The sequence below is a fragment of the Streptomyces sp. NPDC007346 genome (genome assembly GCF_040703535.1).
Taxonomy (GTDB): Bacteria; Actinomycetota; Actinomycetes; order Streptomycetales; family Streptomycetaceae; genus Streptomyces.
The window spans coordinates 105,780-129,281 of the sequence record NZ_JBEYKR010000003.1 but is presented as its reverse complement, the minus strand read 5'-3'; the positions used below and the strand labels follow the sequence as shown (position 1 = coordinate 129,281).

Sequence of the window (23,502 nt, the reverse complement as noted above, 5' to 3'; positions counted from 1 at the left end):
GTGCGCCTACCGGCCCGCCAGCGTCGCCACCAGCACGGCCTTGATCGTGTGCATCCGGTTCTCGGCCTGGTCGAAGACGACCGAGTGCGCCGACTCGAAGACCTCGTCGGTGACCTCCAGCTCGGCGAGGCCGTGGGCGGCGTGGATGTCACGGCCCACCTGGGTGCCGAGGTCGTGGAAGGCGGGCAGGCAGTGCAGGAACTTCACGTCCGGGTTGCCGGTGGCGCGCAGGACGTCCATGGTCACGGCGTACGGCGCGAGCGCGGCGATGCGCTCGTCCCAGACCTCCTTGGGCTCCCCCATCGAGACCCACACGTCCGTGGCGACGAAGTCGGCTCCGCGGACGCCCTCGATGACGTCGGCGGTGAGCGTGACCTTCGCGCCGCTGATCTCGGCGAGCTTCCGGGCCTGCTCCACGACGAAGGGGGCCGGCCAGTACGTCTCGGGGGCCACGATCCGGATGTCCAGGCCCAGCAGGGCGCCGGTGATCAGGTAGGAGTTGCCCATGTTGAAGCGGGCGTCGCCGAGGTAGGCGAAGGCCAGCTCCGTGACGGGCTTGTCGCTGTGCTCCGTCATGGTCAGGACGTCGGCGAGCATCTGCGTGGGGTGCCAGTCGTCGGTGAGCCCGTTGAAGACCGGGACACCGCCGTACGCGGCCAGCTCCTCGACCATCTGCTGGCTGTCACCCCGGTACTCGATGCCGTCGAACATCCGGCCGAGCACCCGGGCGGTGTCCTTCACCGACTCCTTGTGGCCCATCTGGGAGCTGGAGGGGTCGAGGTAGGTGGTGGAGGCGCCCTGGTCGGCGGCGGCGACCTCGAACGCGCAGCGCGTACGGGTCGAGGTCTTCTCGAAGATCAGCGCGATGTTCTTCCCGCGCAGCCGCTGGGCCTCGGCCCCGGCCTTCTTGGCCGCCTTCAGCTCACCGGCCAGCGCGACCAGGCCGAGGAACTCCTCGGCGGTGAAGTCCAGCTCCTTGAGGAAGGGGCGGCCGGTGAGGTCGATGGCCATGATGACTGCTCCAGGGTGGGACGGGGATCTTGCCGGGGCCGGCATGCAGTTATGGAACTCTATACGAATATCCGCATTCCTATACAGCCCGGGGTCCGGAAACCGCCCGTCCGGAAATCGCTGGTCCGGCATCCTCGGGCCGGAAACCTCTGAGCCCGTGAGGTGAGGGGGCGGGTGCTACACAGGGTCCCGCACCACGGGACAGCTCATGCAGCGCGGTCCGCCCCTCCCCCGGCCCAGCTCGCTGCCCCGGATCTCGATGACCTCGATGCCCTCCTTGCGCAGATAGGTGTTGGTGGTCGCGTTCCGCTCGTACGCGACCACCACGCCCGGCTCGACCGCCAGGACGTTGCAGCCGTCGTCCCACTGCTCGCGCTCGGCCGCGTGCACGTCCTGGGTGGCGGTGAGCACCCGGATCGCGTCGAGGCCGAGGGCGGCGGCGATGGCCCGGTGCATGTGCTCGGGCGGGTGGTCGGTGACCTTCAGCTCGCGGGGGCCGCTGCCCGGTTCGATCGTGTACGAGCGCAGCATGCCGAGCCCGGCGTACTGGGTGAACGTGTCGCCGTCCACCATCGTCATCACCGTGTCCAGGTGCATGAACGCACGGGCCTTGGGCATGTCGAGCGCCACGATCGTGCGGGCGGAACCGGCGTCGAAGAGGCCCCGGGCCAGCATCTCCACCGCCTGCGGGGTGGTGCGCTCGCTCATCCCGATCAGGACCGCGCCCTGCCCGATGACCAGGACGTCACCGCCCTCGATCGTGGACGGGTAGTCGTCCTGCCCCTCCGACCAGTGGTGGAAGACGCCCGCCTCCGGTCCGGTGAAGAGCGGGTGGTGGCCGTAGATCGCCTCGAAGTGGACGGTCTCGCGCTGCCGGGCGGGCCAGCGCATGGCGTTGATGGAGACCCCGTCGTAGATCCAGGCGGAGGTGTCCCGGGTGAAGAGGTGGTTGGGCAGCGGACCGAGCAGGAAGTCGTCCAGGTCCATCACGTGGAAGCGGACGGAGGTCGGCTCGTTGTGCCGCTCCAGGAACTCGCGCTTGGTCATCCCGCCGACCAGCGCCTCCGCGAGCTCGGCCGACGGCAACTCCTCGAAGGCGGCGCGCAGATGCTCGGTGGCGAGCGGCCCGTACTCCTTCTCGTCGAAGACCCGGTCGAGCACGAGACGGCGCGCGACCGGGATGTCCAGGGACTCCTGGAGGAGGTCACCGAAGAGGTGCACCTCCACGCCCCGGTCGCGCAGGACGTCGGCGAACCCGTCGTGCTCCTGGCGGGCGCGGCGCACCCAGAGCACGTCGTCGAAGAGGAGCGCGTCCTTGTTGCGGGGGGTGAGCCGCTTCAGTTCCAGATCGGGGCGGTGCAGTATGACGCGGCGCAGCCGCCCGGTTTCGGAGTCGACGTGGAATCCCATGTCTTCATCCTCACCGGGCGGAGCACCGTTCACCCCGCGAATCGCCCATGGGTTGCCCACGGCGGTCGCCCCCGGCCCGGGGCCGGGGCGCGGTGCTCAGAGCCGGGGGTCGACCGGCTCCGACTCCAGGGCCAGGACGGCGAAGACCGCCTCGTGGACCCGCCAGAGCGGCTCGCCCCCGGCCAGCCGGTCCAGGGCCTCCAGTCCGAGTGCGTACTCCCGCAGCGCGAGCGAGCGTTTGTGGCCGAGGAACCGGGAGCGCAGGCGCTCCAGGTTCTCCGGGCGGGTGTACTCCGGGCCGTAGATGATGCGCAGGTACTCCCGGCCGCGCACCTTGATGCCGGGCTGGACCAGGCGGCCCTGGGCGTCCCGGGCGAGGGCGCCGAGCGGCTTGACGACCATGCCCTCGCCGCCGCGCCCGGTCATCTCCAGCCACCAGTCGACGCCCGCGCGGACGGACGCCTCGTCGGCGGGGTCGACGACGAGGCGCCGGGTGACCTGGAGCAGCCCGGTCGGGTCGTGCTCGACGAGGCGGTCCAGCCAGGCCAGCTGTTCGTCGTGGGGGACAGTGGCCAGCGAGCGGCCCTGGACGGCGAGGATCTGGAACGGGGCGAGCCGGACCCCGTCGAGCCCCTGGGTGGGCCAGCAGTAGCGCCGGTAGGCCTCGGTGAAGGCGGCCGCGTCCTCGGCCCGGCCGTGCTGCCGCCCGGCGAGGTCACCGACGTCGACGCCCCGGGCGGCGGCCGTCTCCAGGGCGGCGAGGGCCGGGGGGAAGACCGCGCCGGAGGCCGCGCCGACGGCGGCGTACTGCGAGCGCAGCAGTCCGCCGGCCTTGAGCGACCACGGCATCAGCTCGGCGTCCAGGAGCACCCAGTCGGTCTCCCACTCCTCCCAGAGCCCGGCCGCGGTGAGGGCCGTCCGCAGCCGGCCGAGGACGACTTCGGTCAGGGCCCTGTCGTCGAGGAAGGGGCGGCCGGTGCGGGTGTACAGCGCGCCGGTGGGGCCGTCCGTGCCGAAGCGGGCGGTCGCGGCGGCGGCGTCCTTGCAGACCAGGACGACGGCCCGGGAGCCCATGTGCTTCTCCTCGCACACCACCCGCTCGACGCCGTCGCCGCGGTACTGCGCGAACGCCTCGGCCGGGTGCTCCAGGAAACCGTCCTCGCGGGAGGTGGCGGTGGGGGCCATGGTGGGCGGGAGGTAGGCCAGGAGCCGCGGGTCGACGGCGAACCGGCTCATGACTTCGAGGGCCGCCGCCGCGTTCTCCTCGCGCACGGCGACACGGCCCAGGTGACGGGTCTCCACGACCCGGCGGCCCTGGACGTCGGCGAGGTCCAGCGGCCGGCCCTCCCTGCCCCCGGGCGCCTCGGTGGTCAGCGGCCTGGCGGGCTCGTACCAGACCTTCTCGGCCGGTACGTCGACGAGTTCGCGCTCCGGCCAGCGCAGCGCGGTCATCTTCCCGCCGAAGACGACGCCGGTGTCCAGGCAGATGGTGTTGTTGATCCAGGAGGTGGTGGGCACGGGGGTGTGGCCGTAGACCACGGCGGCGCGGCCCCGGTACTCCTCGGCCCACGGGTAGCGCACGGGCAGGCCGAACTCGTCGGTCTCGCCGGTGGTGTCTCCGTACAGGGCGTGCGAGCGGACCCGGCCGGAGGTGCGGCCGTGGTACTTCTCGGGCAGCCCGGCGTGGCAGACCACCAGCCCGCCGCCGTCCAGGACGTAGTGGCTGACCAGGGAGTCGATGAACTCCCGCACCTGCTGCCGGAACTCCGGGTGCTCGGCGTCCTGGCGCTCCAGCTGCTCGACCGTCTCGGCGAGGCCGTGGGTCTGCTGGACCTTGCGGCCCGCGAGGTAGCGGCCGAGCTTGTTCTCGTGGTTGCCCGGCACGCACAGGGCGTGGCCCGCCGCGACCATGGACATGACGCGGCGCAGCACCCCCGGGCTGTCGGGGCCCCGGTCGACGAGGTCGCCGACGAAGACCGCCGTACGCCCTTCGGGGTGGGCACCGTCCACGTAACCCAGCTTGCCGAGCAGGGTGTCCAGCTCGGATCGGCAGCCGTGGATGTCGCCGATGATGTCGAACGGGCCGGTGAGGTGGCGCAGGTCGTTGTAGCGGCGCTCCAGGACCACACGGGCGCTCTCGGCCTCCTCCTCGGTGCGCAGGACATGCACCTTGCGGAAGCCTTCGCGCTCCAGGCCGCGCAGGGAACGGCGCAGCTCGCGGCGGTGGCGCTGGATGACGTGGCGAGGCATGGACGCGCGGTCGGGGCGGGAGGCGTTGCGGGCGGCGCAGACCTCCTCGGGGAGGTCCAGCACGATGGCGATGGGCAGCACGTCGTGCTCCCGGGCCAGCCGGACGAGCTGCTTGCGGCTCTCGGGCTGGACGCTGGTGGCGTCGATGACGGTGAGCCGTCCGGCGGCCAGGCGCTTGCCGGCGATGTAGTGGAGCACGTCGAAGGCGTCGCGGCTGGCGCTCTGGTCGTTCTCGTCGTCGGCGACGAGACCCCGGCAGAAGTCGGAGGAGACGATCTCGGTGGGCTTGAAGTGCTTGCGGGCGAAGGTGGACTTGCCCGATCCGCTGGCGCCGACGAGGACGACGAGGGAGAGGTCGGTCACGGGCAGGGTGCGGGAGGCTCCGCCGGTGGTGGTGTCGGTGCTCGTACCGTCGGTGCTCGTACCGTCGGTGCTCGTACGGTCGTTGTTCGTACGGTCGTTGTTCGTCATGCGGCTTCCGCCTCCTTCTTCTTCCCGGTGCCGTTCGCGGTGTTGTGCGCGGTGTTGTGCGCGGTGTTGTTTCCGGCGGATTCCGTGGTCAGGGTGAAGACGGCCAGCTGGGTGGGCGGACCGACCTCGGGGTCGTCCGGGCCGACGGGCAGGTGCGCGACGGTGTACCCGTGGCGCTCGGCGACCTTCCCCGCCCATGCGCGGAACTCGGCCCTGGTCCACTCGAAGCGGTGGTCCCCGTGGCGCACGTGCCCGGCCGGGAGGCTCTCCCAGCGCACGTTGTACTCGACGTTCGGCGTGGTCACCAGCACCGTGCGCGGACGGGCCGAGCCGAAGACCGCGTACTCCAGCGCGGGCAGCCGGTCCAGGTCGAGGTGCTCGATGACCTCGCTGAGCACGGCGGCGTCGTACCCCTTGAGCCGCTTGTCCGTGTAGGTGAGGGAGCCCTGCCGGAGGGTGACCCGGCTCGCCTGCCGCTCTCCCATCCGCTCCAGCTTGAGCCGACGCGAGGCGATGGTGAGGGCGCGCATCGACACGTCGACGCCGACGATCTCGGTGAAGCGCACGTCCTTGAGGAGCGCCTGCACCAACTGGCCCTGCCCGCAGCCCAGGTCGAGGACCCGGTGTGCGCCGGCCCCGCTCAGCGCTTCGAGGATCGCGGTGCGCCGGTGCTCGGCGAGCGGGATGGGCTTCTCCTCGGTGTCGGTGCTCTCGTCCACCGCGTTGTCGACGCTGTCCACGTCGAGGTCGTCCGACTCCGCGAGCCGGACCAGCTCCAGGGCCTGGTCGGCCTGGCGGGTCAGCCCCCAGCGGTGGGCGAGGTAGCGCCGGGTGATGAGGGGGCGCTCGGGGTGATCGGCCAGCCAGCCCTCACCGGCCCGCAGCAGCTTGTCCACCTCGTCGGGCGCGACCCAGTAGTGCTTGGCGTCGTCGAGCACCGGCAGCAGGACGTAGAGCTGGCGCAGGGCGTCGGCGAGCCGCAACTCCCCCTCCAGCACCAGGCGTACGTAACGCGACGCGCCCCACTCGGGGAACTGCTCGTCCAGCGCCACCTCCACCGCCTCGACCCGCTCCCAGCCGAGCGGCACGAACAGCTTGCGCACCAGCTCCGCACCGCCCCGGGCGGGCAGCGCGGGCACCTCGATCCGCAGCGGCAGCGGGGCGTTCACCCGCTCGGGCAGGGCCCGGCAGACACCGCCCAGCGCAGACTTGAAGACCGTGGCGAGGGCGACCGAGAGCAGCGAGGAGGCGGCGTAGGGGCGGTCGTTGACGTACTGCGCGAGCGCCGCGTCGGGCGCCCCGCCCCGGCCCTTGCCCTTGCCGCGCCGCACCAGCGCCACCGGGTCCACCTCCAGCAGGAGTGCGGCCGTGCAGCGCTCGGCGGACGCCTCGGGATAGAAGACGTGCGCGGTGCCGTGCGAGGTGGAGAACGTCTGTGCCCGGTCGGGATGCTTGTGCAGCAGGAAGCCGAGGTCCGTGGCGGGACGTTCAGGGGTGCCGGTCGTACTGATCGTCAGGAACACCTGTCCGAGTATGGTCCTCATCCCGCACCCCCCACCAGGCATTTTCACCACCCCAGCAGCCCCACCGGCTCCTGGTTCAGCACTTCAGCAGCCCCATCGGCGCCTGTTCAGCGCCCCAACACCGCCGCCAGCTCCTTGATCCGGTCCGGGCCCACCCGGCAGCAGCCGCCGACGAGCCGCGCCCCGGCCTCCGTCCAGCCCCGCACCCGCCCCGCCTCGAAGGTGCTCCGCCCGGTCCACCCCCTTGCTCCGGCGTCCCACCCCTCCCCGCTGTTCGGGTAGACCACGGCCGGCCTGCCCGTGACCGCCACCGCCACCCGCACCGCCTCCTCCGCCTCGGCCGGTTCGCAGCAGTTGACCCCGACGGCCACCACCCGCTCCCGCCCCGCGGCCACCGCGAACGCCTCCTCCAACGACTGCCCGGCCCGGGTCCGGCCCCCCGCCACGCTGTACGAGAGCCAGATGGGCAGCCCGGTCTCCTCGGCCACCCGCACCACCGCCTCGGCCTCGTCCACGTCCGGCACGGTCTCCAGCGCCAGGACGTCGGGCCCCGCCTCGGCGAGGGCCGCCACCCGGGGGCGGTGGAAGCGCTCCAGCTCCCGGACGGTGAGCCCGTACCGCCCCCGGTACTCGCTGCCGTCGGCGAGCATCGCCCCGTACGGGCCGACCGAGGCGGCGACCCAGGCCTCCCGCCCGGGGTCGGCCCGGCGGGCCGCGTCGGCGGCGCGCCGGGCCAGCTCCACGCTGCTGGCGAGCAGCGCACCGGTCCGCTCGGGGCCGATCCCGTGGCGGCCGAACCCTTCGAAGGTGGCCTGGTAACTCGCCGTGATGAGCACCTGGGCTCCGGCGCGCAGATACGCCAGGTGTGCGGCCTCGATCTGCTCCGGCGCGTCGGCCAGCAGCCGGGCCGACCAGAGCGCGTCGGAGAGGTCGCACCCCTGCGCCTCCAGCTGGTTGGAGAGCCCGCCGTCCAGCAGGACGGGCCCCTCCGCCAGCGCTTCGGCGAGCGTACGGCCGGAGCTCACGGCCACCTCCTCCTCATCCGTCAGTCGTTCGTCCGGACTCGCTCATCATTCGTCCGGACACGTCCATCGCTCGTCCGGACACGTCCTTCGCCCGGACTGGTCCGTCGTTCGTTCGTGGCGGGTCAGGTCAGCTGGGTCTGGATCTGCGAGGAGATCAGCTCCAGGTGGTCCAGGTCGTCCAGGTCCAGGATCTGGAGGTAGATCCGGGACGAGCCGATCGCCGCGTACTGGCCGATCTTGTCGACCACCTCGGCGGGCGATCCGGCCAGCCCGTTGGCCTTGAGCTCCTCCACGTCCCGGCCGATGGCCGCCGCCCGCCGGGCCACCTCCGCGTCGTCCTTGCCGGTGCAGACGATCAGGGCGTTGGAGTACACCAGGTCGTCCGGCTCGCGCCCGAACGCCTTCGCCGCCGCCTTGACCCGGCCGAACTGCTTCTCGCTGTCCTCCAGCGAGGCGAAGGGGATGTTGAACTCGTCCGCGTACTGCGCGGCCAGGCGCGGGGTGCGGGTCGCGCCGTGGCCGCCGATCAGGACGGGCACCTTGGCCTGGGCCGGCTTCGGCAGCGCGGGCGAGTCGGTGAGCTGGTAATACGTGCCGTCGTAGCTGAAGGTCTTGCCGACCTCCGTCGCCCACAGGCCGGTGACGATCGCCAGCTGCTCCTCCAGCCGGCCGAACTTCTCCTTCGGGAACGGGATGCCGTAGGCCTTGTGCTCCTCCTCGAACCAGCCCGCGCCCAGGCCCAGTTCGACCCGGCCGCCGGACATCTGGTCGACCTGGGCCACCTGGATGGCGAGCACGCCGGGCAGCCGGAACGTGCCCGCCGTCATCAGCGTGCCGAGCCGGATCCGCTTGGTCTCGCGCGCGAGACCGGCCAGCGTGATCCAGGCGTCGGTCGGTCCCGGCAGACCGTCGCCGGAGCCCATGCGGAGGTAGTGGTCCGAGCGGTAGAAGGCGTCGAAGCCCAGGTCCTCGGTGGCCTTGGCGACGGTGAGCAGGGTGTCGTAGTCGGCCCCTTGCTGGGGCTCGGTGAAGATGCGAAGATCCATGCACCCCATCCTGCCCCTTTCCCCGGCGGCTCGTCCTCAGGGCCCCGCCGCTGACGGGGCGGGGCCGCGTATCCCGCCGTAGGAGCCGTCGCGCTCCTTCTCCCGCTCGGCCAGCCGCCTCAGCAGCCCGTGCACCCGGTCCAGCGACTCGTCGGCGGCGTCCATGGCTTCGATGCACTGCCAGTAGAGACCGTCCTCCCCCGTGTCGCAGGCCACCGAGACGAGCGCGATCCCGGCCTCGCCCAGGAGCAGCGCCAGCCCCGTCAGAGCCGCCCGCACATCGGCGATCCCGGAGAGCTGCGCCGCCCGCGCGCCCCGGGAGAGGACCGCCGGATGGTCCGGCACCGAGCAGCCGCCGCCGGTCTCCCCCAGGGCCCGCGCCTCGCCCCGTAACTCCATGGGGCCGAGCAGCGCCAGCCTGCTGCCGACCGTCCGGGCGAGGGCCTGTGCCTGCCAGGCCTCCGCCATCACGTCCAGCGCGCCCCGGCTCTCCGCCAGCGCCCGCCGCCCCGTCTCGATGAGTCGCTCCGCTTCCATGCCTCTCCCCCGTCCGTACGAAAACCCGCTCACCTCATTCATTACCCACAGTGACGCAGTTGGCACCGTAAGGCCAGAGGAAATCGGAAATCTGTGGACACCAAGTCGATTGTGGATAAGTTGATCACTCCGAAGAGTGACGATCCTGGGGTTCCGGAGGGTTCGGCACGGGGAAGCGCTTCTCGTTCCGGTCGATCTTGGCCGCCAGCGCACGCAGCGGGTCGATGCCCAGCACCTCGCAGAACTGGAGGAGATAGGCGAGCACATCGGCGACCTCGTCGGCCACCCGGTGGGCCGCTTCAGGGTCGTCCATGATCCGGGCGGACTGTTCGGGCGTCAGCCACTGGAAGATCTCGACCAGTTCGGATGCCTCGACGCTGAGGGCGGAGGCCAGGTTCTTCGGGGTGTGGTACTGCCCCCAGTGCCGTGCCGCCGCGAACGCGGCCAGCCGTCGCCGGAGTTCTGCCACATCGGGTTCTGTCACGGCCCCAGGTCTACCACCCCCCTCTGACACCGCTTTCGGACACCGCCGGCTCGGACACCGCCGCCCCGGGCGCCCCCGAGGGGCGCCCGGCGGCGAGGCCGACGAGGAGTGCGGGAGGGACGAGGAGTGCGGGTGGAGGCCGAGGGCCCTACGACTGGGCGAGCCCGGCCGGTGTGACCCCTTCGACCTCCATGCCCTCCGGGGCGAGCAGGAAGACGTTCCGGTCGACGCGGTGCATACCGCTGCCGAGCCCGAAGACCACACCGCTGCTGAAGTCGAGGATCCGCTTGGCCACGTCCGTCTCCGCCGCCGTCAGGTCGAGCAGCACCGGGACCTGGGCGACCAGGTACTCCGCGACCTCGCGGGCGTCCGCGAAGACCTGCACCCGCAGCACGACCAGGCGCCGCTGTTCGGCCGCCCGCTCGTCCGGGACCGTGCGGTGGTCGATCCGGGACGGCCACTCGTCGCGGCCGCGCAGGGGTACGACCTGGGCGAGCCCCTCCCACTGTTCGTCGGTGGCGTCATATCTGTCGTACCTGTCGTACCTGCTCACAGGGCCACCCCGTCGTCAAGCCGGACGCACGCGCGCCGGCTGCGCTCACTGTTCATCGGGCAATCCTCTCGTCCCTCACCCGTTCGGCGTACCAACGACACGGCGAAGGGCCGGATCGAGTCGGTCTCACACCGTGATGACCTGGACCCCGGCATCCCCGAAGCGGTCCCTGGCCTCCGCCGTGACGTTGGAGTCGGTCACGAGCACGTCGACCAGCCCGAGGTCGCAGACCCGGGCGAAGGCCCGCTTGCCGATCTTGGAGGAGTCGGCCGCGACCACCACCCGCTGCGCCCGCTCGGCCAGCAGCCGGTTGACGCTGGCCTCGCCCTCGTGGTGGACGTAGGCGCCGCCGCGGTCGATGTCGATGGCGTTCACCCCGAGGACGGCGACGTCGAGCGTGATCTCGTTCATCACGCCGACGGCGAGCGGGCCGGTCAGCTCGTACGACTGCGGTCTGGCCACGCCGCCCGTGACGACCATCTTGATCTGCGGCCGCATCGCCAGCTCGCTCGCGATGTTGAGCGCGTTGGTCACGACGGTGAGGGTCGGCTGCCCGCCCGCGACCGTGGTCTCGCCGACGATGTCGGGGCGGACCGCCAGCGCGCGGGCCACCTCGGTAACCGTCGTACCGCCGGTCAGGCCGACCACCTCGCCGACGGCGACCAGTCCGCAGACCGCGCGGCCGATGGCCTGCTTCTCGGGGGCGTGGCGGCCGGCCTTGTAGCGCAGCGCCAGTTCGTAGGAGACACCGTGCGCGACCGCCCCGCCCCGGGTGCGGGTGAGGAGGTGCTGTTCGGCGAGCTGGTCCAGGTCCCGGCGGATGGTCGCGGCCGATACGGCGAGCGCCGCCGCCGCCTCCTCGACCTCCACCCTGCCGTGCTTGCCGACCAGCTCCAGCAGCGCGTCCCACCGGGCGTCCCTGGCCACGTGCGTCTCCTTCACCGCCCGGCGCCGGGCTCCGCGCTTCCCGGGAACGCGGTCGCCGGTGGCCGGACCGCCGCAAGCGTCGCACAGGAGCCCGGGGGCCGGCTCCGCACCCCGTGGATCGCGCTGGTTCCCGCTCGATGACCGCATGTGGGGCTCGCCGGGGCCTGAGAGAGGATCAGGCCTGGGGAAGGATGGGCGGCAGGATGCGGCTGTCCCGCTCCCGCGCACCGGATCCCGCGCATCACACCGTCACGCCGGAGAGCCCCCATGCACCTCGCACTGTCAGCTGCCGCCGCGGAGCCGAAGGGTGGCGTCGCGGGCTGGGCCACCGGGCTGGTCGAGACGTTCGGCGGGCCGGGCGCGGGGCTCGCCATCGCCCTGGAGAACCTGTTCCCGCCGCTGCCGAGCGAGATCATCCTGCCGCTGACCGGGTTCGCCGCCTCGCAGGGCGTGCTGAGCCTGGCCTCCGCCCTGTTCTGGACGACGCTCGGCTCGGTCGTCGGGGCGGTGGCCCTGTACGGGCTCGGGGCCGTCTTCGGCCGCGAGCGGATGCACGCCCTCTGGGCCAGGCTGCCGCTGGTCAAGCCCTCGGACCTGATGCGTACGGAGGCGTGGTTCGCGCTCCACGGCACCAAGGCGGTCCTGCTGGGCCGCATGGTGCCGGTCATCCGGAGTCTGATCTCGGTGCCCGCGGGTGTGGAGCGCATGCCGCTGCCGGTGTTCGTCGGGCTGACGGCGGCGGGCAGCCTGGTGTGGAACACCGTGCTGGTGCTGGCGGGTTACTGGCTCGGCGACAGCTGGGACGTCGTCGGGACGTACGTCGGGATCATGTCCAGGGTCGTGCTCGGGCTGGCCGTGCTGGCGCTGGCCTGTTACGTGGTGATGCGCGTCCGGGGCCGCGGCGGATCCCGGCGCCGTGAGTAGCGGCGGGTGACGAGCGCCCGTACGGAATCACCCTCCGGCGCGGCGCACCCCAGGACACCGCAGGACACACGCAGGACGTCTCAGGACACCGTAGGACGTCTCTAGGACGCTCCAGGACACCGCAGAAACGCCTCAGGACACCGCCCGGGTCGCCGGGCGCCGCCGGGCACACTCCCGGCACCGCCTGCCCCGGGCACCCTCCGGCGCCCCGGCCGCCATGGCGCCGGGGATGTGCCGCCCGGAGGTGTCCGGGGCCCGGCCGCCCGCTCAGGACTCCTCGAAGTAGGCGTCCAGGACGGCGTCCAGCTCGGCCGGCCACTCTTTCAGCTGGGCCCGGCCGGCCGCCTCGACCTCGGCATTGAACCAGCGCCGGGTCGACAGGTGCACGGTCACGGTGAACCTGCGGCCGAAGCGGGCCGGGTGCATCTCGACCGCGCCGATCTCGGCCCAGTCGAACTCGGCCTCCTGGTCGTCCAGGGTGAACCGGATGCCTTCCCGGGCCACCCGGATCGAGCCGCGCCGGTCGCTGACCTCGAAGACCGGGCCGCCCTCGCCTCCTTCCGCTTCCGCTTCCGCTTCCGCGTCTGTGTCGGCGTCCGCGTCTGCTTCCGCGTCGCCCTCGGTGGCCTCAGCGGCCGAATCTTCGGGTGCTTCGTCGTTCTCCGGTTCCGGCTCCTTCGCCGTCTCCGGACCGGTCTCCGATTCCGGTTCGGTCTTCCGGGGTGTGGCGGAGGGCGCCAGGCCGGGGAGGGGGATGAACGCCGGGTCGGTGCCTGCGGCGAACTCGGGCTTCTTGTTCAGATCTATGCTCTGCTCCACGGCGGGCAGTATGGTCGACGAACCTGTACGTGACCAGTCGTCATCGCCCCTCGCGCCTTCGTGGCGCGGACCGGGCCGGGCCGTCACAGCACCCCCCTGCGCCACTCACGGATCAGCAGATAGCCGAGATAGGCACCGCCGATCGCCATGGTGTAGATCCCGACCGGCAGGTCCTCGAAGAGCGGCAGCTGCTGGGCGCAGAGGTCGGCGGCCACCAGCAGCAGCCCTCCGGTGAGGCCGGAGAGCAGCAGGTGGGGGCCGGATCCGCGGGTGATGCGCCGGGCGATCTGCGGGGCTGTCAGGGCGATGAAGGCGATGGGTCCTGAGACGCTGACGGCGGCGGCCGAGAGGGCGATGGCGAGGACCACGGCGAGGGTCTTGGCCTTCTTCGGCTCGGAGCCGAGCGCTTCGGCGATGTCGTCACCCATCTCGCCGATGTCGAGGCGTCGGGAGATCAGCGCGGTCAGCGGGGCGGCGGCGAGCAGGACCAGCCAGATGGTGGTGGCGTCGGTCCAGGAGCGGGCGGTGAGGCTGCCGTTGACGTAGGCGGTGAGAACAGAGGCCTTGTCGCGTTCCAGGGCGTAGACGACGTACTGGGTGACGGCGGCGCCCATGGCGGCGACCCCGATACCGGCGATGACGAGCCGGGCGGGGTTGCGGAATCCGGTGCCGGTGGAGACGTACACGAGGGCCATCGCGACGACCGCGCCGATGAGCGCGCCGAGGGCGACCGGCAGCGTGTCGGGGAACATCAGCGCGCAGATGGCGGCGCCCGCGCCGGCTCCGGCGGAGAGCCCGATGACGTCGGGGCTGCCGAGCGGGTTGCGGGTGACGGACTGGAACAGCGCGCCGGAGAGGCCGAGCGCGGCGCCGACCCCGATGGCCACGGTGAGACGGGGGCCGCGCAGCCGGTTGAAGACGAAGCGGTCCTTGCCCTCGGCGTCCCCGACGAGCGCCGCGGGCAGGTCGGCGAGGTCGAGGCCGAGGCGCCCCCAGGTCAGCGTCGCCACGGCGGCCACGAGCAGGAGCACGAAGAGTCCGGTGCCCGCGAACACGGAGGCCCGGCGCATCGGCACCGCCACGGTGCGGCCGACGACCAGGTAGCCGCGGGGGGCCTTGACGGACTCTCGGAGGGGTTCGGTGACGGTCATGTCGTCCCCCGCATCCTGCGTACGGCGATGAGCAGCGCGGGTGCGCCGATGAAGGCGGTGACGACCCCGACCATGAGTTCGGTGGGGCGCATGACGACCCGGCCCACCACGTCGGCCAGGAGCAGCAGAGTGGGGCCCAGCAGCGCGGAGAAGAGGAGCTGGACCCGGAAGTCGACGCCGACCAGGGCCCGTACGACGTGGGGCACGGCGAGGCCGACGAAGGCGATCGGGCCGACGGCGGCGGTCGCGGCGGCGCTGAGCAGGGTGGCGGCGAGCAGCCCGCCGCCCCGGGTGCGCGCGGGGTGCGAGCCGAGGGCGAGGGCGGTCGCGTCGCCGAGGGCCAGGGCGTTGAGGCCGGGGCCGAGGGCCAGGGCGAGGAGGAAACCGACGGCCGCGAAGGGCAGGACGGACCAGAAGACGTCGAAGTCCCGGCCGCCGAGGGCGCCGACGACCCAGTAGCGGTAGCTGTCGAACACCTGCGGCTTGCTGAGGGTCACCGCCTGGATGAACGCCATCAGCACGGCGGTGAGCACGGCCCCGGCGAGCACCAGGCGCACCACGCTCGTCCCCGTACCGGCGGAGCCGATGACATGGACGAGCACTCCGGCGACCAGCGCTCCGGGCAGCGCCCACCACATGGTGTCGGTGGCCCCGGAGGCGCCGAACCAGGCGGTCGCGGCGACGATGCTCGCGGAGGCTCCGGCGTTGATGCCGAGCAGTCCGGGTTCGGCCAGCGGGTTGCGCGAGACGCCCTGCATGAGGGTGCCCGCGACCGCGAGGCAGAGTCCGGCGAGGACGCCGAGGGCGGTGCGGGGGTAGCGGCTCTCGATGATGGCGGTGACGTTGGCGTCGGCGGTTCCGCCGAGGACGCCGAAGACATCGCCGAGCGAGGTGGGGCGGCTGCCGAACATGACACTCGCGCAGAGCGCGACCGCCAGGGCGGCGACCGCTGCGAGCAGGAGGAACGCCGACCGAGCGGCACCGGTACGGGAGGTGCCGGCGCCGCTCGGCGGTGCGACCGTGGTGGTTGCCATGGGAGTGAAGTGTGCCTGGTGGCTCTGGTTCTTCGGATACCCGGCCGGGGTTACTTGCCGGCCTTCTTGACGGCCTCGTCGATGATCGGCAGGTAGCGCTCGATCGTCCACGGCACGGTCAGCGGGTTGATGATCGAGGAGGCGGTGACGAAGGAGTTGTCGTCGCTCGCGACGACGGCGCCCTTCTTGATCGCGGGGATCGCGCCGTACAGCTTCTGGCCCTCGATCTCCTTGCGGTTCTTCTCGTCCGTGTAGAACGTGAAGATCAGGTCGCTGTCCTTCAGCTTCTCGGCGTTCTCCAGGCCGATGAGGGCCGAGTCGGTGCCGGGGGTCTCCTTGAAGCCGTTGACGACCGGGTCGACCTTCAGGCCGAGCGAGGAGACCATCTTGACGCGCTGCTCCTCGGGCTTGAAGACGCCGAGGGTGCCGGGGCCGGAGTTGTAGATGTAGGAGAAGGTGACGTCCTTGTAGTTCGGCCGGGTGGCCGCGGCGTCGGCGAGCTGCTTCTCGATCTCCGCCTTGAGGTCGTCGGTGTCCTCGGTCCGGCCGAGCGCCTTGCCGATGATGTCGATCTGCTGGTCCCAGTCGGTGCTCCACGCCTGGTCCGGGTAGGCGACCGTGGGGGCGATGTCCTTGAGGACGTCGTACTGCTTCTGCGTGATGCCCGACCAGGGGGCGAGGATGACGTCCGGCTCCAGCTCGGTGATGGCCTCGAAGTCGATCTCCTCGCCGCCCGCGAACTGCTTGGGGAGCTTGTCGCCGGACTTCTTCACGGCCTCGTTGATCCACGGGAGGTAGCCGGACTTGTCGCTGCCCCACGCGTAGCTCTCGATGCCGACCGGGGTCTGGCCGAGGGCTATCGCGGTCTCGGCGGAGCCCTGGCCGAGGGTGACGATGCGCTCGGGCTTCTCGTCGATCTTCGCGGTACCGAGCGAACTCTTGATCGAGACGGGGAAGGCGCCACCGCTCTTCCCGGCGTCCTTCGCCGTGTCCTCGCCGCCGTCACCGTCCGAGGAGCAGCCGGTCAGGACGACGGCGAGGGCGACGGCGGTGGCCGACGCGGCGAGGGCGTGGCGACGCACACGGGTGAAGCCGAGCATGGGTGTTCCTCATGGTTGGGACGAGCGAGTGATAGTTAGGCAAGCCTAAGCTACACGCACGGGGTCCCCCACGAGCCTCCGCCCCACCCCCCTAGGAGGGCGCACCCCGCCGCAGCCACAAGGGCGCCATCTACACAATCGACAGCACTTCAATCTCCCTGAAGATGATTGACCAACAGATCAATCCTCCGTACCGTCGGAGCCGGACACACCCCCGGGCCCGCCGATCGCTGTACGGACGGAGATCCATGCCCCCGCTCGACCTGACCGCCGACGAAGTGCTGACCACCACCCGGGCGGTCCGCAGACGCCTCGACCTGGACCGGCCGGTGGAACGCGCCCTGATCGAGGAGTGCCTGCGGCTCGCCGCCCAGGCCCCCACCGGCCGCAACCGCCAGCGCTGGGACTTCGTCCTGGTGACGGACCCCGCCAAGCGCGCGGCCCTGGCGGACCTGTACCGGCTGGGGCTCGCACGCCCGCGTCAGCAGGTCGTACGGGAGGGGGTGGACCGGGGCGATCCGGTGCGCGGGCAGCGGATCGCGGCGAGCGCCCAGTACCTGTTCGACCACCTGCACGAGGTCCCGGTGCTGCTGGTGCCGTGCGTCCGGGTCCAGGGGCGGCACGAGAACGCCTCGCACGTGGGCCAGGCCAACACCTGGGGCTCGATCCTCCCGGCCGTCTGGCAGTTCATGCTGGCCGCCCGCTCCCGGGGGCTCGGGACCGCGTGGACGACCCCGCACCTGCACTACGAGCGTGAGGCCGCCGAGCTGCTCTCCATCCCGTACGAGACCGTGCTCCAGACCGCGTTGGTCCCGGTCGCGCACACGGTCGGTACGGACTTCCGCCCCGGGCCCCGGAGGGACGTGGCCGAGATCGCCCACTGGGACACCTGGTAGGCGGGCGCGGCGGAGCGGCCGAGGGCGGCGTCACCGGACCGACCGCTGACGGGCCGCCCCTCCCCCCTCCGGCAGGGCCCTCTCCAGCTCCGCGCCGATCCGGTCCGCGAGGACGTGCTCGCCCTCGGCCGTGGGATGGAGGCCGTCGGCGTACACCCGCCCCGCCTCCGCCACGGGTACGACGGTGAGCCCGTCCACCAGGTGCAGCGCCCGGTCGCCCAGGCGCTGGAGGACGCGTACGGCCTCGGCGGTCGCGGCCCGGGTCTCCACCAGCGTCATCCCGGCGGCGTTGACGGCCTCTTCGCGCCCGGGAGCGGCGAGCGAGGTGAGGACCACGACCGGAGTGTCCGGGTGGCCGTCGCGGACGGCCTCCACGAAGCCGCAGACGGCCGGTCCCCAGGTCCGTGCGGTGAACCCGCCCCGGAGGTAGGCGTTGATGCCCAGCTCCAGGGTGATCAGGTCCGCCGGCGCGTCCCGGATCGTCCGCGCGAGAACGGGGTCGAGGTAGGCCTCCCCCGCGAGCCCCAGGTTCCGCAGCCGCCACCCGCGCTCCGCCGCCACGAGGGCGGGCCAGGTCTCCGAGGGACCTGCGGCGAACATGCAGTGGACGATCGAGCTTCCGTACACCACCCAGCGGGTGCCCGGCCGGTCCACCGCGAGCGGCGGCGAACGGTGGCCGCTCAGGGAGACCGCCACGATCCGGGTGACGCCCAGATGCGGCAGCCAGACCTCCACCTCCGCCGGGCGTGAGCCACCGGCGGGCAGGGCGAAGGCGATCCGGTGGCGGCCCGGCCCGCCCGTCCAGCGGTGGACGAGGACGCCATCGACCCGGAGGTCCAGCGGCGAACCGCCCGGCCCGGTCACCACCTCCAGTTCGATGGCGGCCGCGTCCGTCCGGACCGCGAAACGGACCCCGGCGGTGGTACGGGCCAGTCGCGCGAGGGTGGGCGACAGGGCGGTGCCGAGCCGGTCCAGGGGCATCCGCAGCGGCAGCAGACCACTGCCGCCGTCACCACCGTCGTCCCGGCTCCAGCCGGTGACGCCGTCGAAGGACAGCCTGGGATCGTCCGGCGTGAGCCGCTCCGTGGAAGACCGATCCGACCGGGCGGGGCGGGCATCGGCAGCGACAGAAGCAGGGGCAGAGGCAGAGGCGTCGGTCGACATGAGCGGTCACCTTCCAGGGCCGGGCGGTGCGCCAGGAGACCCCGTCGGCGCGGGACCACAAGGCCGACGGGACGACACAAACGTATCAGCAGAAATAGTCTCCACCCAAACAATCTCGCTCATGCATGCACCACTCCGGAACCGCTCCGCCCCCACCGATGAGGCTAGGCTGATGGCGAAGACGGTGGGCGGAAAACGGCGGGTGGAGAACGGCGAGCGGAAACGTTCTGGAACCGGACCATCCCGCAACGCTGAACGGGGCCCGCCGCCCTGGATCCACGAGGAGCAGTCATGGCCGCCGCCCCACAGCCGTCCCGTCTCACCTCGCCCAGCCGGGAGCCGGAAGCCGGCGGACGCGACCGGTACTTCTCCCGACTCGCGCAGGAACGGCCGGACATCGCCCTGTGCCGGGCGACGACGCTGGTGACCCGCACGCTCGACGAGGAGCTGGCCGGGCGCCGGCTCACCACGGCCCAGCACCTCGTGCTGAAGATGCTGAGCGACGTGGGCCCCTGTTCGCAGCAGGAGCTCAGCGAGCAGCTGCGCATCGACCGCAGCGTGATGGTGGGATGCATCGACGGGCTGGAGGACTCCGGCCTCGTACGGCGTGAGCGCCACCCCCGGGACCGCCGGGCCTACGCGGTGACGCTGACACCGGAGGCCGGGCCGGTCCTGGAGGAGGCCGAGAAGGGGGTGCCGCACCTGCTGGACCGGGCCTTCGGCTCCCTCACGGCGGCCGAGCGCAGAACCCTGACCCGGCTGATGGGCAAGATCCTCGACGTGGGCTGAGCCGGGTGCGGGCACTCCGGCCGCCGGTTTGTCACCGGCAGGTGTGGACGCCCCGCGCACCCGGGGTGCGGTCGGGCGTCGGCCTCGCCGCTCTCGTACCGGGCGACCGCGCCGCGCGTCTCCAGACTGGCGTGCTGGACGCGCTGGGCGGGGAAGATCTCCTCGTACACGACGTCGGCCTCGGCGAACCCCTCCTCCACCGAGCCGATCTCGCCTCGCACCTCATCGACGACGTTGTCCCCAGGGCGGGCGATGCGTGACTCGGACCCATTGTCCAGCACGGTGACGAGGCCGGGCGTCCTCACTCAACGACCGGTGTAGAGGAACTGAACATAGCGTGCGTGGGACAGCCCGCGTTGACGCATCCTGGCGGCCTGAACTGAGGCACTCAGCCCGCTGTGGAGCGCGCTGTTCTGCTGCAGTGCGACAGTCCGCCGACTGAACTCCTGCCGCTGCCGAGCAGCTTGTTCGCCTGCGAGCGTGTGCTCCCCGGTGAGCCGCGATCGGTCATCCTCCAGTTGATTGCGCACCTGCGTACGCAAGGCTTCGGTAGCAGAGTCAACCGCATTGCGCTGATCGGCGAGCTGGGCCCGGCGTCGGGCGATTCCCTGCTCGATCTGCTGCCGCTCTGCCGCACCGAGTGCCTTCGGTTGCCGAGCTACGGCGGAGGCGACCACCTCACTACGCCAGACATCAAGGGCAATGGCCTTAGCCTCGCCGATACCTGTGACGTTCACGAAACTGCCGTTACTCAGAACGATGACGGCGCCGGTGCTGTTGAACGAACTGTTCTGCACCGTCCGGTACCCGGTGAAGTCGGCCGCCGACCGAATCCCTGCGGCTGCAAGCCGTGCGGCAAGCGTCGGCCCGATCCCATGCGGCGGGGACTTGGCGATCAGTCTGTGGCCCAGCCGGTCCCGGACATATGCGTTCTGTTTGTCGGTGAGAGCCTTCGTCAGAGTCTTTCGCAGATCTTCGGCGAGTCCGGCGATCTTCTTGTCAATATCGCGCTGTTTGCGGATCTTGCGCTGTTCGGCCTCCTTGAGCTCGGCGTGGTATCGGGCCGTGAGCTTGTCCTGCTCCTTGGGATAGGCGGCGCTCCGTTTCGACTCCGCGGCCTCGAACTTCGCCTTCTCCTTGCGCAGCTTCTCCGCTGCCTTGACCGGATCGTCGAGCTGGGCCAGTTGTTGCGTCAGCCCGGACAGGGCGGCTCGCGACTGGGCGCATTCGACGCGGCAGCTCCGCGCAAGCGCGGTGAGGACGACGGCCATGGCGACGGGTGCGCCGGCCACGGCGGTCGGCATCGGGAGTCCGGCCATGAGCAGCACGCCGGTCATGGCCAGCAGGAGCGGCCACGACAGCGCCGTGACGACATCCAGAGCCGTCCTGGTGCGGAAGCCTCCCGGTGCCGTGATGGCGGGCGCGGCCGGAGGAAGTCCCGCCTGTGGCGGGACATGGCTCGTCATCCAGCCGGGCAGTCCGCCTGTACCTCCCGAGGCCGCAGAGGCGGCGGGAGATGCGGACGTCGCGGTGGCCGTCGGGGCCGTACGCGGCTTCGGGATGGCGTCGGAGAGCGGGGGAAGCAGTTCCAGCGGCTGGAAGGCCAGTGACCTCACTCGGTCGGCAAGAGCACTGACCGTCCGGTCGGGGTGAGCCAGCAGCGTCTGCAGTCCTGTAGAACCGCCAGGGCTGCTGAAGTCCTCCTCGGTGAGCAGCAGAAACTCGCCACTCGGCTGGTGCAGCCTGTTCCACAGGGCGGGGTCGGTGGCGATGGCTTTGAGCGACATGAAGATCACCCAGGCCGAGAACCGGTCCAGCTCCACCCCGAAATCGTCGTTCCCGCGCAGGGGCGACTGGTAGTTGCGGTGGCCTCGTTCGGTGCCGCCCAGGCCGTCCAGTGCCGGCACGTACATGCCGTCGTAGTCGACCAGGCGCAGCGTGTCGTCGCCGGCGACCAGCAGGTTGCCGTGCTGCAGGTCCCCGTGGGCGATCTCATGCTGGGACAGGTCGCGGGTCAGCGCCGCGAACCGGTCGGCCAGGCGGTCCACCGCGAATCGGTCGGCGTGGTTGTCGTCGAGCCAGGAGGACAGAGTGACGGCCTCGATCCACTCCATCTTCAGGACGGGGTAGCGTTCCTGGCCCACGCTGATCGCGTCGGGAAGGTACTCGAAACCGAGGTTCCACGGCTGGGAGAGTTCAGCCTGTTCCAGCTGCGCAAGCCTCGCGCTGATGGCCTGGTAGCGCCGTTCCTGATCGGGGACGTAGCGAGTGAAGCATTTGACCGCGTACCGCTGGCCCGAACTCGCCGAGGTCAGCGAGAAGACACTCGCGAAAGCCCCAGAGATGGCGCGAGGCAGCCCGAGCTTGGTCAGTTCTGGCCGTGCGCCCTTGAGTTCAGGGTGCCGGAAGCACAGCTGTGTGTGCTGCAGCGCTTCCGCGTAGGCGGCACCGCTGGGAAACTGCGGCTGCGGCGCGGTGGGCGATCCCACGGTCATCTCCCTTCGAAATCGACCCGTACGACCGCTACATCGTCATTGCGCAGTTGTTGACGTTTACGAAGGCCGTTCAACCAGTCCACGAAGTCGTCCAGATCGTCGGGGCCGGAGAACTCCAGCAGCTCGCGTACGGCGGCCAGTGGGTCCGGCGCCGACAGGTACCACGCGGCCAGCGCGTCGGTGGCCAGGAACAACCGGTCGCCCGGCAGGCACTCGCCTTCGGTGAACCGCGTGCGGTGAGCCAGCAGCGCCACGTCATGGTTGCGGCTTCCGAACAGGTCAGGGACTGTGCCGAAGTCCTCCGCCGCCGCCACCGGGAACGCCTTGAGCAGCCGGTCGTCGCGCAGGTGGAAGAGGCAGCTGTCCCCGAGGGCTGCGGCCCGCCACCGCCAGCCCTGGGCGGGCGCGGCGGCATCGGTCCGAGGTCCGCGGTCCGGGTCCACGCGCACGGCGAGCAGCGTCGCGAAGGCACCTTCGGCGAGCTTGGTGTGCTCGTACCACTTCAGCGGACGTCCGTCGGCGACGCGCTCCTGTGTGTACTGCGCGAGCCAGGGTTCCCACTGACCGACGGCCGATGCTGCGAACTGCTCGAACGCGGCACCGCCGGCCAGCAGATCGGGCTGCCTCAGCGCTTGCTCTGCCGCCGAACGAGCCAGCAGCCGTGCCCAGTCCTTCGCCAGTGCGCTCTCGGTGGCCCCGTCGCAGACTCCCACGGTAAGTGGTTCACGCAGCATGTCATCGTGCGAGTGGTCGGGCAGCACGACGACGGCGTCCTCGCATTCCGCCGGCGTGCTGCCGTACTTGGGGGCTACGAGGTGCGTGACATACACACAGGAAGGCGGATGCGTCACCGCAGTTCGGTGGCGCGCGTGCCGATGTCGAGGAACTGCACGACCGTGGTGATGTCCGCGTTGTAGACGAATCCCCGGGTGGTCTCGCTGACCCGCTGCCCCTGCGAGGCGGCGTACGAACGCATGTGGCTCGGCAAGGGGCTCGACATGGAGAAGAGCGTGCGGGCGTAGCTGTCAGGGAGACCGTCGGCGGTATCCGGGAAGGCGGTAGGGGTTCCGCCCGCCGCGGAAACGTGCAGGTTGAAAAGCAGGGCGGCCCCGTCTGCCGTCGCGTGCGAGGTGATGGCCTCGGCAGCCGCTGTGGGGTCGCCGTCCGTCGACTCCCCGTCCGTCAGGTTGATGACGATCGGAGGGAAGCTCGCCGGGTAGCGCTCGGTCCAGCCTGAAACGAGGCTCTCGGCGTACTGGAGAGCACGGTTCATCGGCGTCCCGCCGTGGGCGATCGGGTCCATCCACAGCGGGAAGCTGACCGAGGTCTCGACCAGACCACCGGCACCGTCCGGCACCTTCTTGCTCCGCTCGTCGACGCGGGCCGGATTGTCCGCCACCTCGCTGAGGGGAACGATGTCACGGCCCCCGAGGGCGCCGGCGAACGCGGAACCGACGGTGGCCCCGTAGCCGACGACCGCGACGTGGAAGTAGTCGCGCACACCCTCTTCCTTCGCACACTTGACCGAGAGCTCGGTGAGCAGCCGGTTGATGGCGTCGGCGACGACATCGGCCTTCTGCTGAGGAACCTCACCGCCGATGGGGTCACTCATCGAGGTGGACTGGTCGACGAGGAAGATGATGCTCGTCGGATTGGTGCGGCTGATCTCGGCCGTGTACGGCACGCTGCGCTCCTGGCGGACTGCGAAAGTGGATCGGTCGTCGGAGGAGCTCACGCGACACACGTACGTTCGGGCCCCGGCACTCGCCGGGACGCCGAGACCCCCCGGTCGGATGGTAGAGCGAGGAGCCAGGTCCGGGGGTGGATTCGATCAAAGTGCTTCTTCCCGAATTGCCCGTGCACGACTCGGCCGGACGCGGCCGTTCGAGCATG

At 71.2% G+C, this 23,502-nt stretch carries 21 protein-coding genes and 1 pseudogene; 3 read left to right on the top strand and 19 right to left on the bottom strand.

Annotated features, from left to right (window positions below; all coding sequences use genetic code 11):
* Window positions 1-6: 6 nt before the first annotated feature.
* The 10 genes from argF to AB0917_RS01950 all read right to left on the bottom strand — a co-directional run bounded on the left by argF (window position 7) and on the right by AB0917_RS01950 (window position 11,237).
* Window positions 7-1,011 carry an ornithine carbamoyltransferase gene (argF, locus tag AB0917_RS01995; RefSeq protein ID WP_366817493.1) on the bottom strand — a complete coding sequence of 335 codons (1,005 nt, stop codon included), beginning with the start codon at window positions 1,009-1,011 and terminating at the stop codon, window positions 7-9.
* 177 nt (window positions 1,012-1,188) lie between these two features.
* Window positions 1,189-2,421, bottom strand: coding sequence for an arginine deiminase (locus tag AB0917_RS01990; RefSeq protein ID WP_366817492.1), 1,233 nt, complete (start codon window positions 2,419-2,421; stop codon window positions 1,189-1,191).
* 96 nt (window positions 2,422-2,517) lie between these two features.
* A complete protein-coding gene (locus AB0917_RS01985) occupies window positions 2,518-5,142 on the bottom strand; it encodes a polynucleotide kinase-phosphatase (RefSeq protein WP_366817491.1) in 2,625 nt (874 codons plus the stop codon).
* Window positions 5,139-6,665: a 3' terminal RNA ribose 2'-O-methyltransferase Hen1 gene (locus AB0917_RS01980; RefSeq protein ID WP_366817519.1), complete on the bottom strand. Its 1,527-nt coding sequence runs from the start codon at window positions 6,663-6,665 to the stop codon at window positions 5,139-5,141. Before AB0917_RS01980 ends, AB0917_RS01985 begins: the two co-directional genes overlap by 4 nt.
* 107 nt (window positions 6,666-6,772) lie before the next feature.
* Window positions 6,773-7,690 (bottom strand): homocysteine S-methyltransferase, encoded by a 918-nt coding sequence (gene mmuM / locus AB0917_RS01975; protein WP_366817490.1) that lies wholly within the window; start codon window positions 7,688-7,690, stop codon window positions 6,773-6,775.
* Between the two features lie 122 nt (window positions 7,691-7,812).
* Window positions 7,813-8,736 (bottom strand): LLM class F420-dependent oxidoreductase, encoded by a 924-nt coding sequence (locus AB0917_RS01970; RefSeq protein WP_366817489.1) that lies wholly within the window; start codon window positions 8,734-8,736, stop codon window positions 7,813-7,815.
* 36 nt (window positions 8,737-8,772) lie between these two features.
* Complete coding sequence (locus AB0917_RS01965) at window positions 8,773-9,273, bottom strand: DUF6099 family protein (RefSeq protein ID WP_366817488.1); 501 nt, start codon at window positions 9,271-9,273, stop codon at window positions 8,773-8,775.
* Between the two features lie 124 nt (window positions 9,274-9,397).
* Window positions 9,398-9,757 carry a nucleotide pyrophosphohydrolase gene (locus AB0917_RS01960; RefSeq protein ID WP_366817487.1) on the bottom strand — a complete coding sequence of 120 codons (360 nt, stop codon included), beginning with the start codon at window positions 9,755-9,757 and terminating at the stop codon, window positions 9,398-9,400.
* Window positions 9,758-9,905: 148 nt separating this feature from the next.
* The gene (locus AB0917_RS01955; protein ID WP_015612061.1) at window positions 9,906-10,310 is read right to left on the bottom strand and encodes a cell division protein SepF; all 405 of its coding nucleotides are present in this window, start codon (window positions 10,308-10,310) and stop codon (window positions 9,906-9,908) included.
* A 126-nt stretch (window positions 10,311-10,436) separates the two neighbouring features.
* Complete coding sequence (locus AB0917_RS01950; RefSeq protein WP_366817486.1) at window positions 10,437-11,237, bottom strand: DeoR/GlpR family DNA-binding transcription regulator; 801 nt, start codon at window positions 11,235-11,237, stop codon at window positions 10,437-10,439.
* Window positions 11,238-11,504: 267 nt separating this feature from the next.
* Between AB0917_RS01950 and AB0917_RS01945 the strand changes: the two genes are divergently transcribed.
* Window positions 11,505-12,161 carry a DedA family protein gene (locus tag AB0917_RS01945; RefSeq protein ID WP_366817484.1) on the top strand — a complete coding sequence of 219 codons (657 nt, stop codon included), beginning with the start codon at window positions 11,505-11,507 and terminating at the stop codon, window positions 12,159-12,161.
* 267 nt (window positions 12,162-12,428) lie between these two features.
* Here the strand turns inward: AB0917_RS01945 and AB0917_RS01940 are convergent, their stop codons facing one another.
* The 4 genes from AB0917_RS01940 to AB0917_RS01925 form a co-directional block, all read right to left on the bottom strand.
* Window positions 12,429-12,980, bottom strand: a complete 552-nt coding sequence (locus tag AB0917_RS01940) for a hypothetical protein (protein ID WP_366817483.1) — start codon at window positions 12,978-12,980, stop codon at window positions 12,429-12,431.
* Between the two features lie 83 nt (window positions 12,981-13,063).
* Window positions 13,064-14,131, bottom strand: coding sequence for an iron chelate uptake ABC transporter family permease subunit (locus tag AB0917_RS01935; RefSeq protein ID WP_366817482.1), 1,068 nt, complete (start codon window positions 14,129-14,131; stop codon window positions 13,064-13,066).
* A complete protein-coding gene (locus AB0917_RS01930) occupies window positions 14,128-15,165 on the bottom strand; it encodes an iron chelate uptake ABC transporter family permease subunit (protein WP_366817481.1) in 1,038 nt (345 codons plus the stop codon). Before AB0917_RS01930 ends, AB0917_RS01935 begins: the two co-directional genes overlap by 4 nt.
* A gap of 50 nt (window positions 15,166-15,215) precedes the next feature.
* Window positions 15,216-16,265, bottom strand: coding sequence for an iron-siderophore ABC transporter substrate-binding protein (locus AB0917_RS01925; RefSeq protein ID WP_366817480.1), 1,050 nt, complete (start codon window positions 16,263-16,265; stop codon window positions 15,216-15,218).
* 248 nt (window positions 16,266-16,513) lie between these two features.
* Between AB0917_RS01925 and AB0917_RS01920 the strand changes: the two genes are divergently transcribed.
* A complete protein-coding gene (locus AB0917_RS01920) occupies window positions 16,514-17,161 on the top strand; it encodes a nitroreductase family protein (protein WP_366817479.1) in 648 nt (215 codons plus the stop codon).
* A 30-nt stretch (window positions 17,162-17,191) separates the two neighbouring features.
* Here the strand turns inward: AB0917_RS01920 and AB0917_RS01915 are convergent, their stop codons facing one another.
* Window positions 17,192-18,325: a GDSL-type esterase/lipase family protein gene (locus AB0917_RS01915; RefSeq protein WP_366817478.1), complete on the bottom strand. Its 1,134-nt coding sequence runs from the start codon at window positions 18,323-18,325 to the stop codon at window positions 17,192-17,194.
* 291 nt (window positions 18,326-18,616) lie between these two features.
* On the opposite strand from AB0917_RS01915, the gene AB0917_RS01910 reads away from it, so the two are divergent.
* A complete protein-coding gene (locus tag AB0917_RS01910; RefSeq protein ID WP_366817477.1) occupies window positions 18,617-19,114 on the top strand; it encodes a MarR family transcriptional regulator in 498 nt (165 codons plus the stop codon).
* Between the two features lie 92 nt (window positions 19,115-19,206).
* Here AB0917_RS01910 and AB0917_RS01905 read toward each other — a convergent pair.
* The 4 genes and pseudogenes from AB0917_RS01905 to AB0917_RS01890 form a co-directional block, all read right to left on the bottom strand.
* Window positions 19,207-19,383 (bottom strand): annotated as a pseudogene (locus AB0917_RS01905) (molybdopterin cofactor-binding domain-containing protein); the annotation flags it as partial.
* Between the two features lie 36 nt (window positions 19,384-19,419).
* A complete protein-coding gene (locus AB0917_RS01900) occupies window positions 19,420-21,609 on the bottom strand; it encodes a hypothetical protein (RefSeq protein WP_366817476.1) in 2,190 nt (729 codons plus the stop codon).
* Complete coding sequence (locus tag AB0917_RS01895) at window positions 21,606-22,460, bottom strand: hypothetical protein (protein WP_366817475.1); 855 nt, start codon at window positions 22,458-22,460, stop codon at window positions 21,606-21,608. Before AB0917_RS01895 ends, AB0917_RS01900 begins: the two co-directional genes overlap by 4 nt.
* Entirely contained in the window at window positions 22,457-23,293 is an 837-nt protein-coding gene (locus AB0917_RS01890; protein ID WP_366817474.1) for a vWA domain-containing protein, read from the bottom strand. Before AB0917_RS01890 ends, AB0917_RS01895 begins: the two co-directional genes overlap by 4 nt.
* Window positions 23,294-23,502: the final 209 nt, after the last annotated feature.

What these genes read in the sequence shown, in the direction of transcription:
- argF (WP_366817493.1), bottom strand. Translation starts at nt 1,011, where the DNA reads ATGGCCATCGACCTCACCGGCCGCCCCTTCCTCAAGGAGCTGGACTTC.
- AB0917_RS01990 (WP_366817492.1), bottom strand. Translation starts at nt 2,421, where the DNA reads ATGGGATTCCACGTCGACTCCGAAACCGGGCGGCTGCGCCGCGTCATA.
- AB0917_RS01985 (WP_366817491.1), bottom strand. Translation starts at nt 5,142, where the DNA reads ATGACGAACAACGACCGTACGAACAACGACCGTACGAGCACCGACGGT.
- AB0917_RS01970 (WP_366817489.1), bottom strand. Translation starts at nt 8,736, where the DNA reads ATGGATCTTCGCATCTTCACCGAGCCCCAGCAAGGGGCCGACTACGAC.
- AB0917_RS01965 (WP_366817488.1), bottom strand. Translation starts at nt 9,273, where the DNA reads ATGGAAGCGGAGCGACTCATCGAGACGGGGCGGCGGGCGCTGGCGGAG.
- AB0917_RS01945 (WP_366817484.1), top strand. Translation starts at nt 11,505, where the DNA reads ATGCACCTCGCACTGTCAGCTGCCGCCGCGGAGCCGAAGGGTGGCGTC.
- AB0917_RS01935 (WP_366817482.1), bottom strand. Translation starts at nt 14,131, where the DNA reads ATGACCGTCACCGAACCCCTCCGAGAGTCCGTCAAGGCCCCCCGCGGC.
- AB0917_RS01930 (WP_366817481.1), bottom strand. Translation starts at nt 15,165, where the DNA reads ATGGCAACCACCACGGTCGCACCGCCGAGCGGCGCCGGCACCTCCCGT.
- AB0917_RS01925 (WP_366817480.1), bottom strand. Translation starts at nt 16,265, where the DNA reads ATGCTCGGCTTCACCCGTGTGCGTCGCCACGCCCTCGCCGCGTCGGCC.
- AB0917_RS01920 (WP_366817479.1), top strand. Translation starts at nt 16,514, where the DNA reads ATGCCCCCGCTCGACCTGACCGCCGACGAAGTGCTGACCACCACCCGG.
- AB0917_RS01915 (WP_366817478.1), bottom strand. Translation starts at nt 18,325, where the DNA reads ATGTCGACCGACGCCTCTGCCTCTGCCCCTGCTTCTGTCGCTGCCGAT.
- AB0917_RS01910 (WP_366817477.1), top strand. Translation starts at nt 18,617, where the DNA reads ATGGCCGCCGCCCCACAGCCGTCCCGTCTCACCTCGCCCAGCCGGGAG.
- AB0917_RS01900 (WP_366817476.1), bottom strand. Translation starts at nt 21,609, where the DNA reads ATGACCGTGGGATCGCCCACCGCGCCGCAGCCGCAGTTTCCCAGCGGT.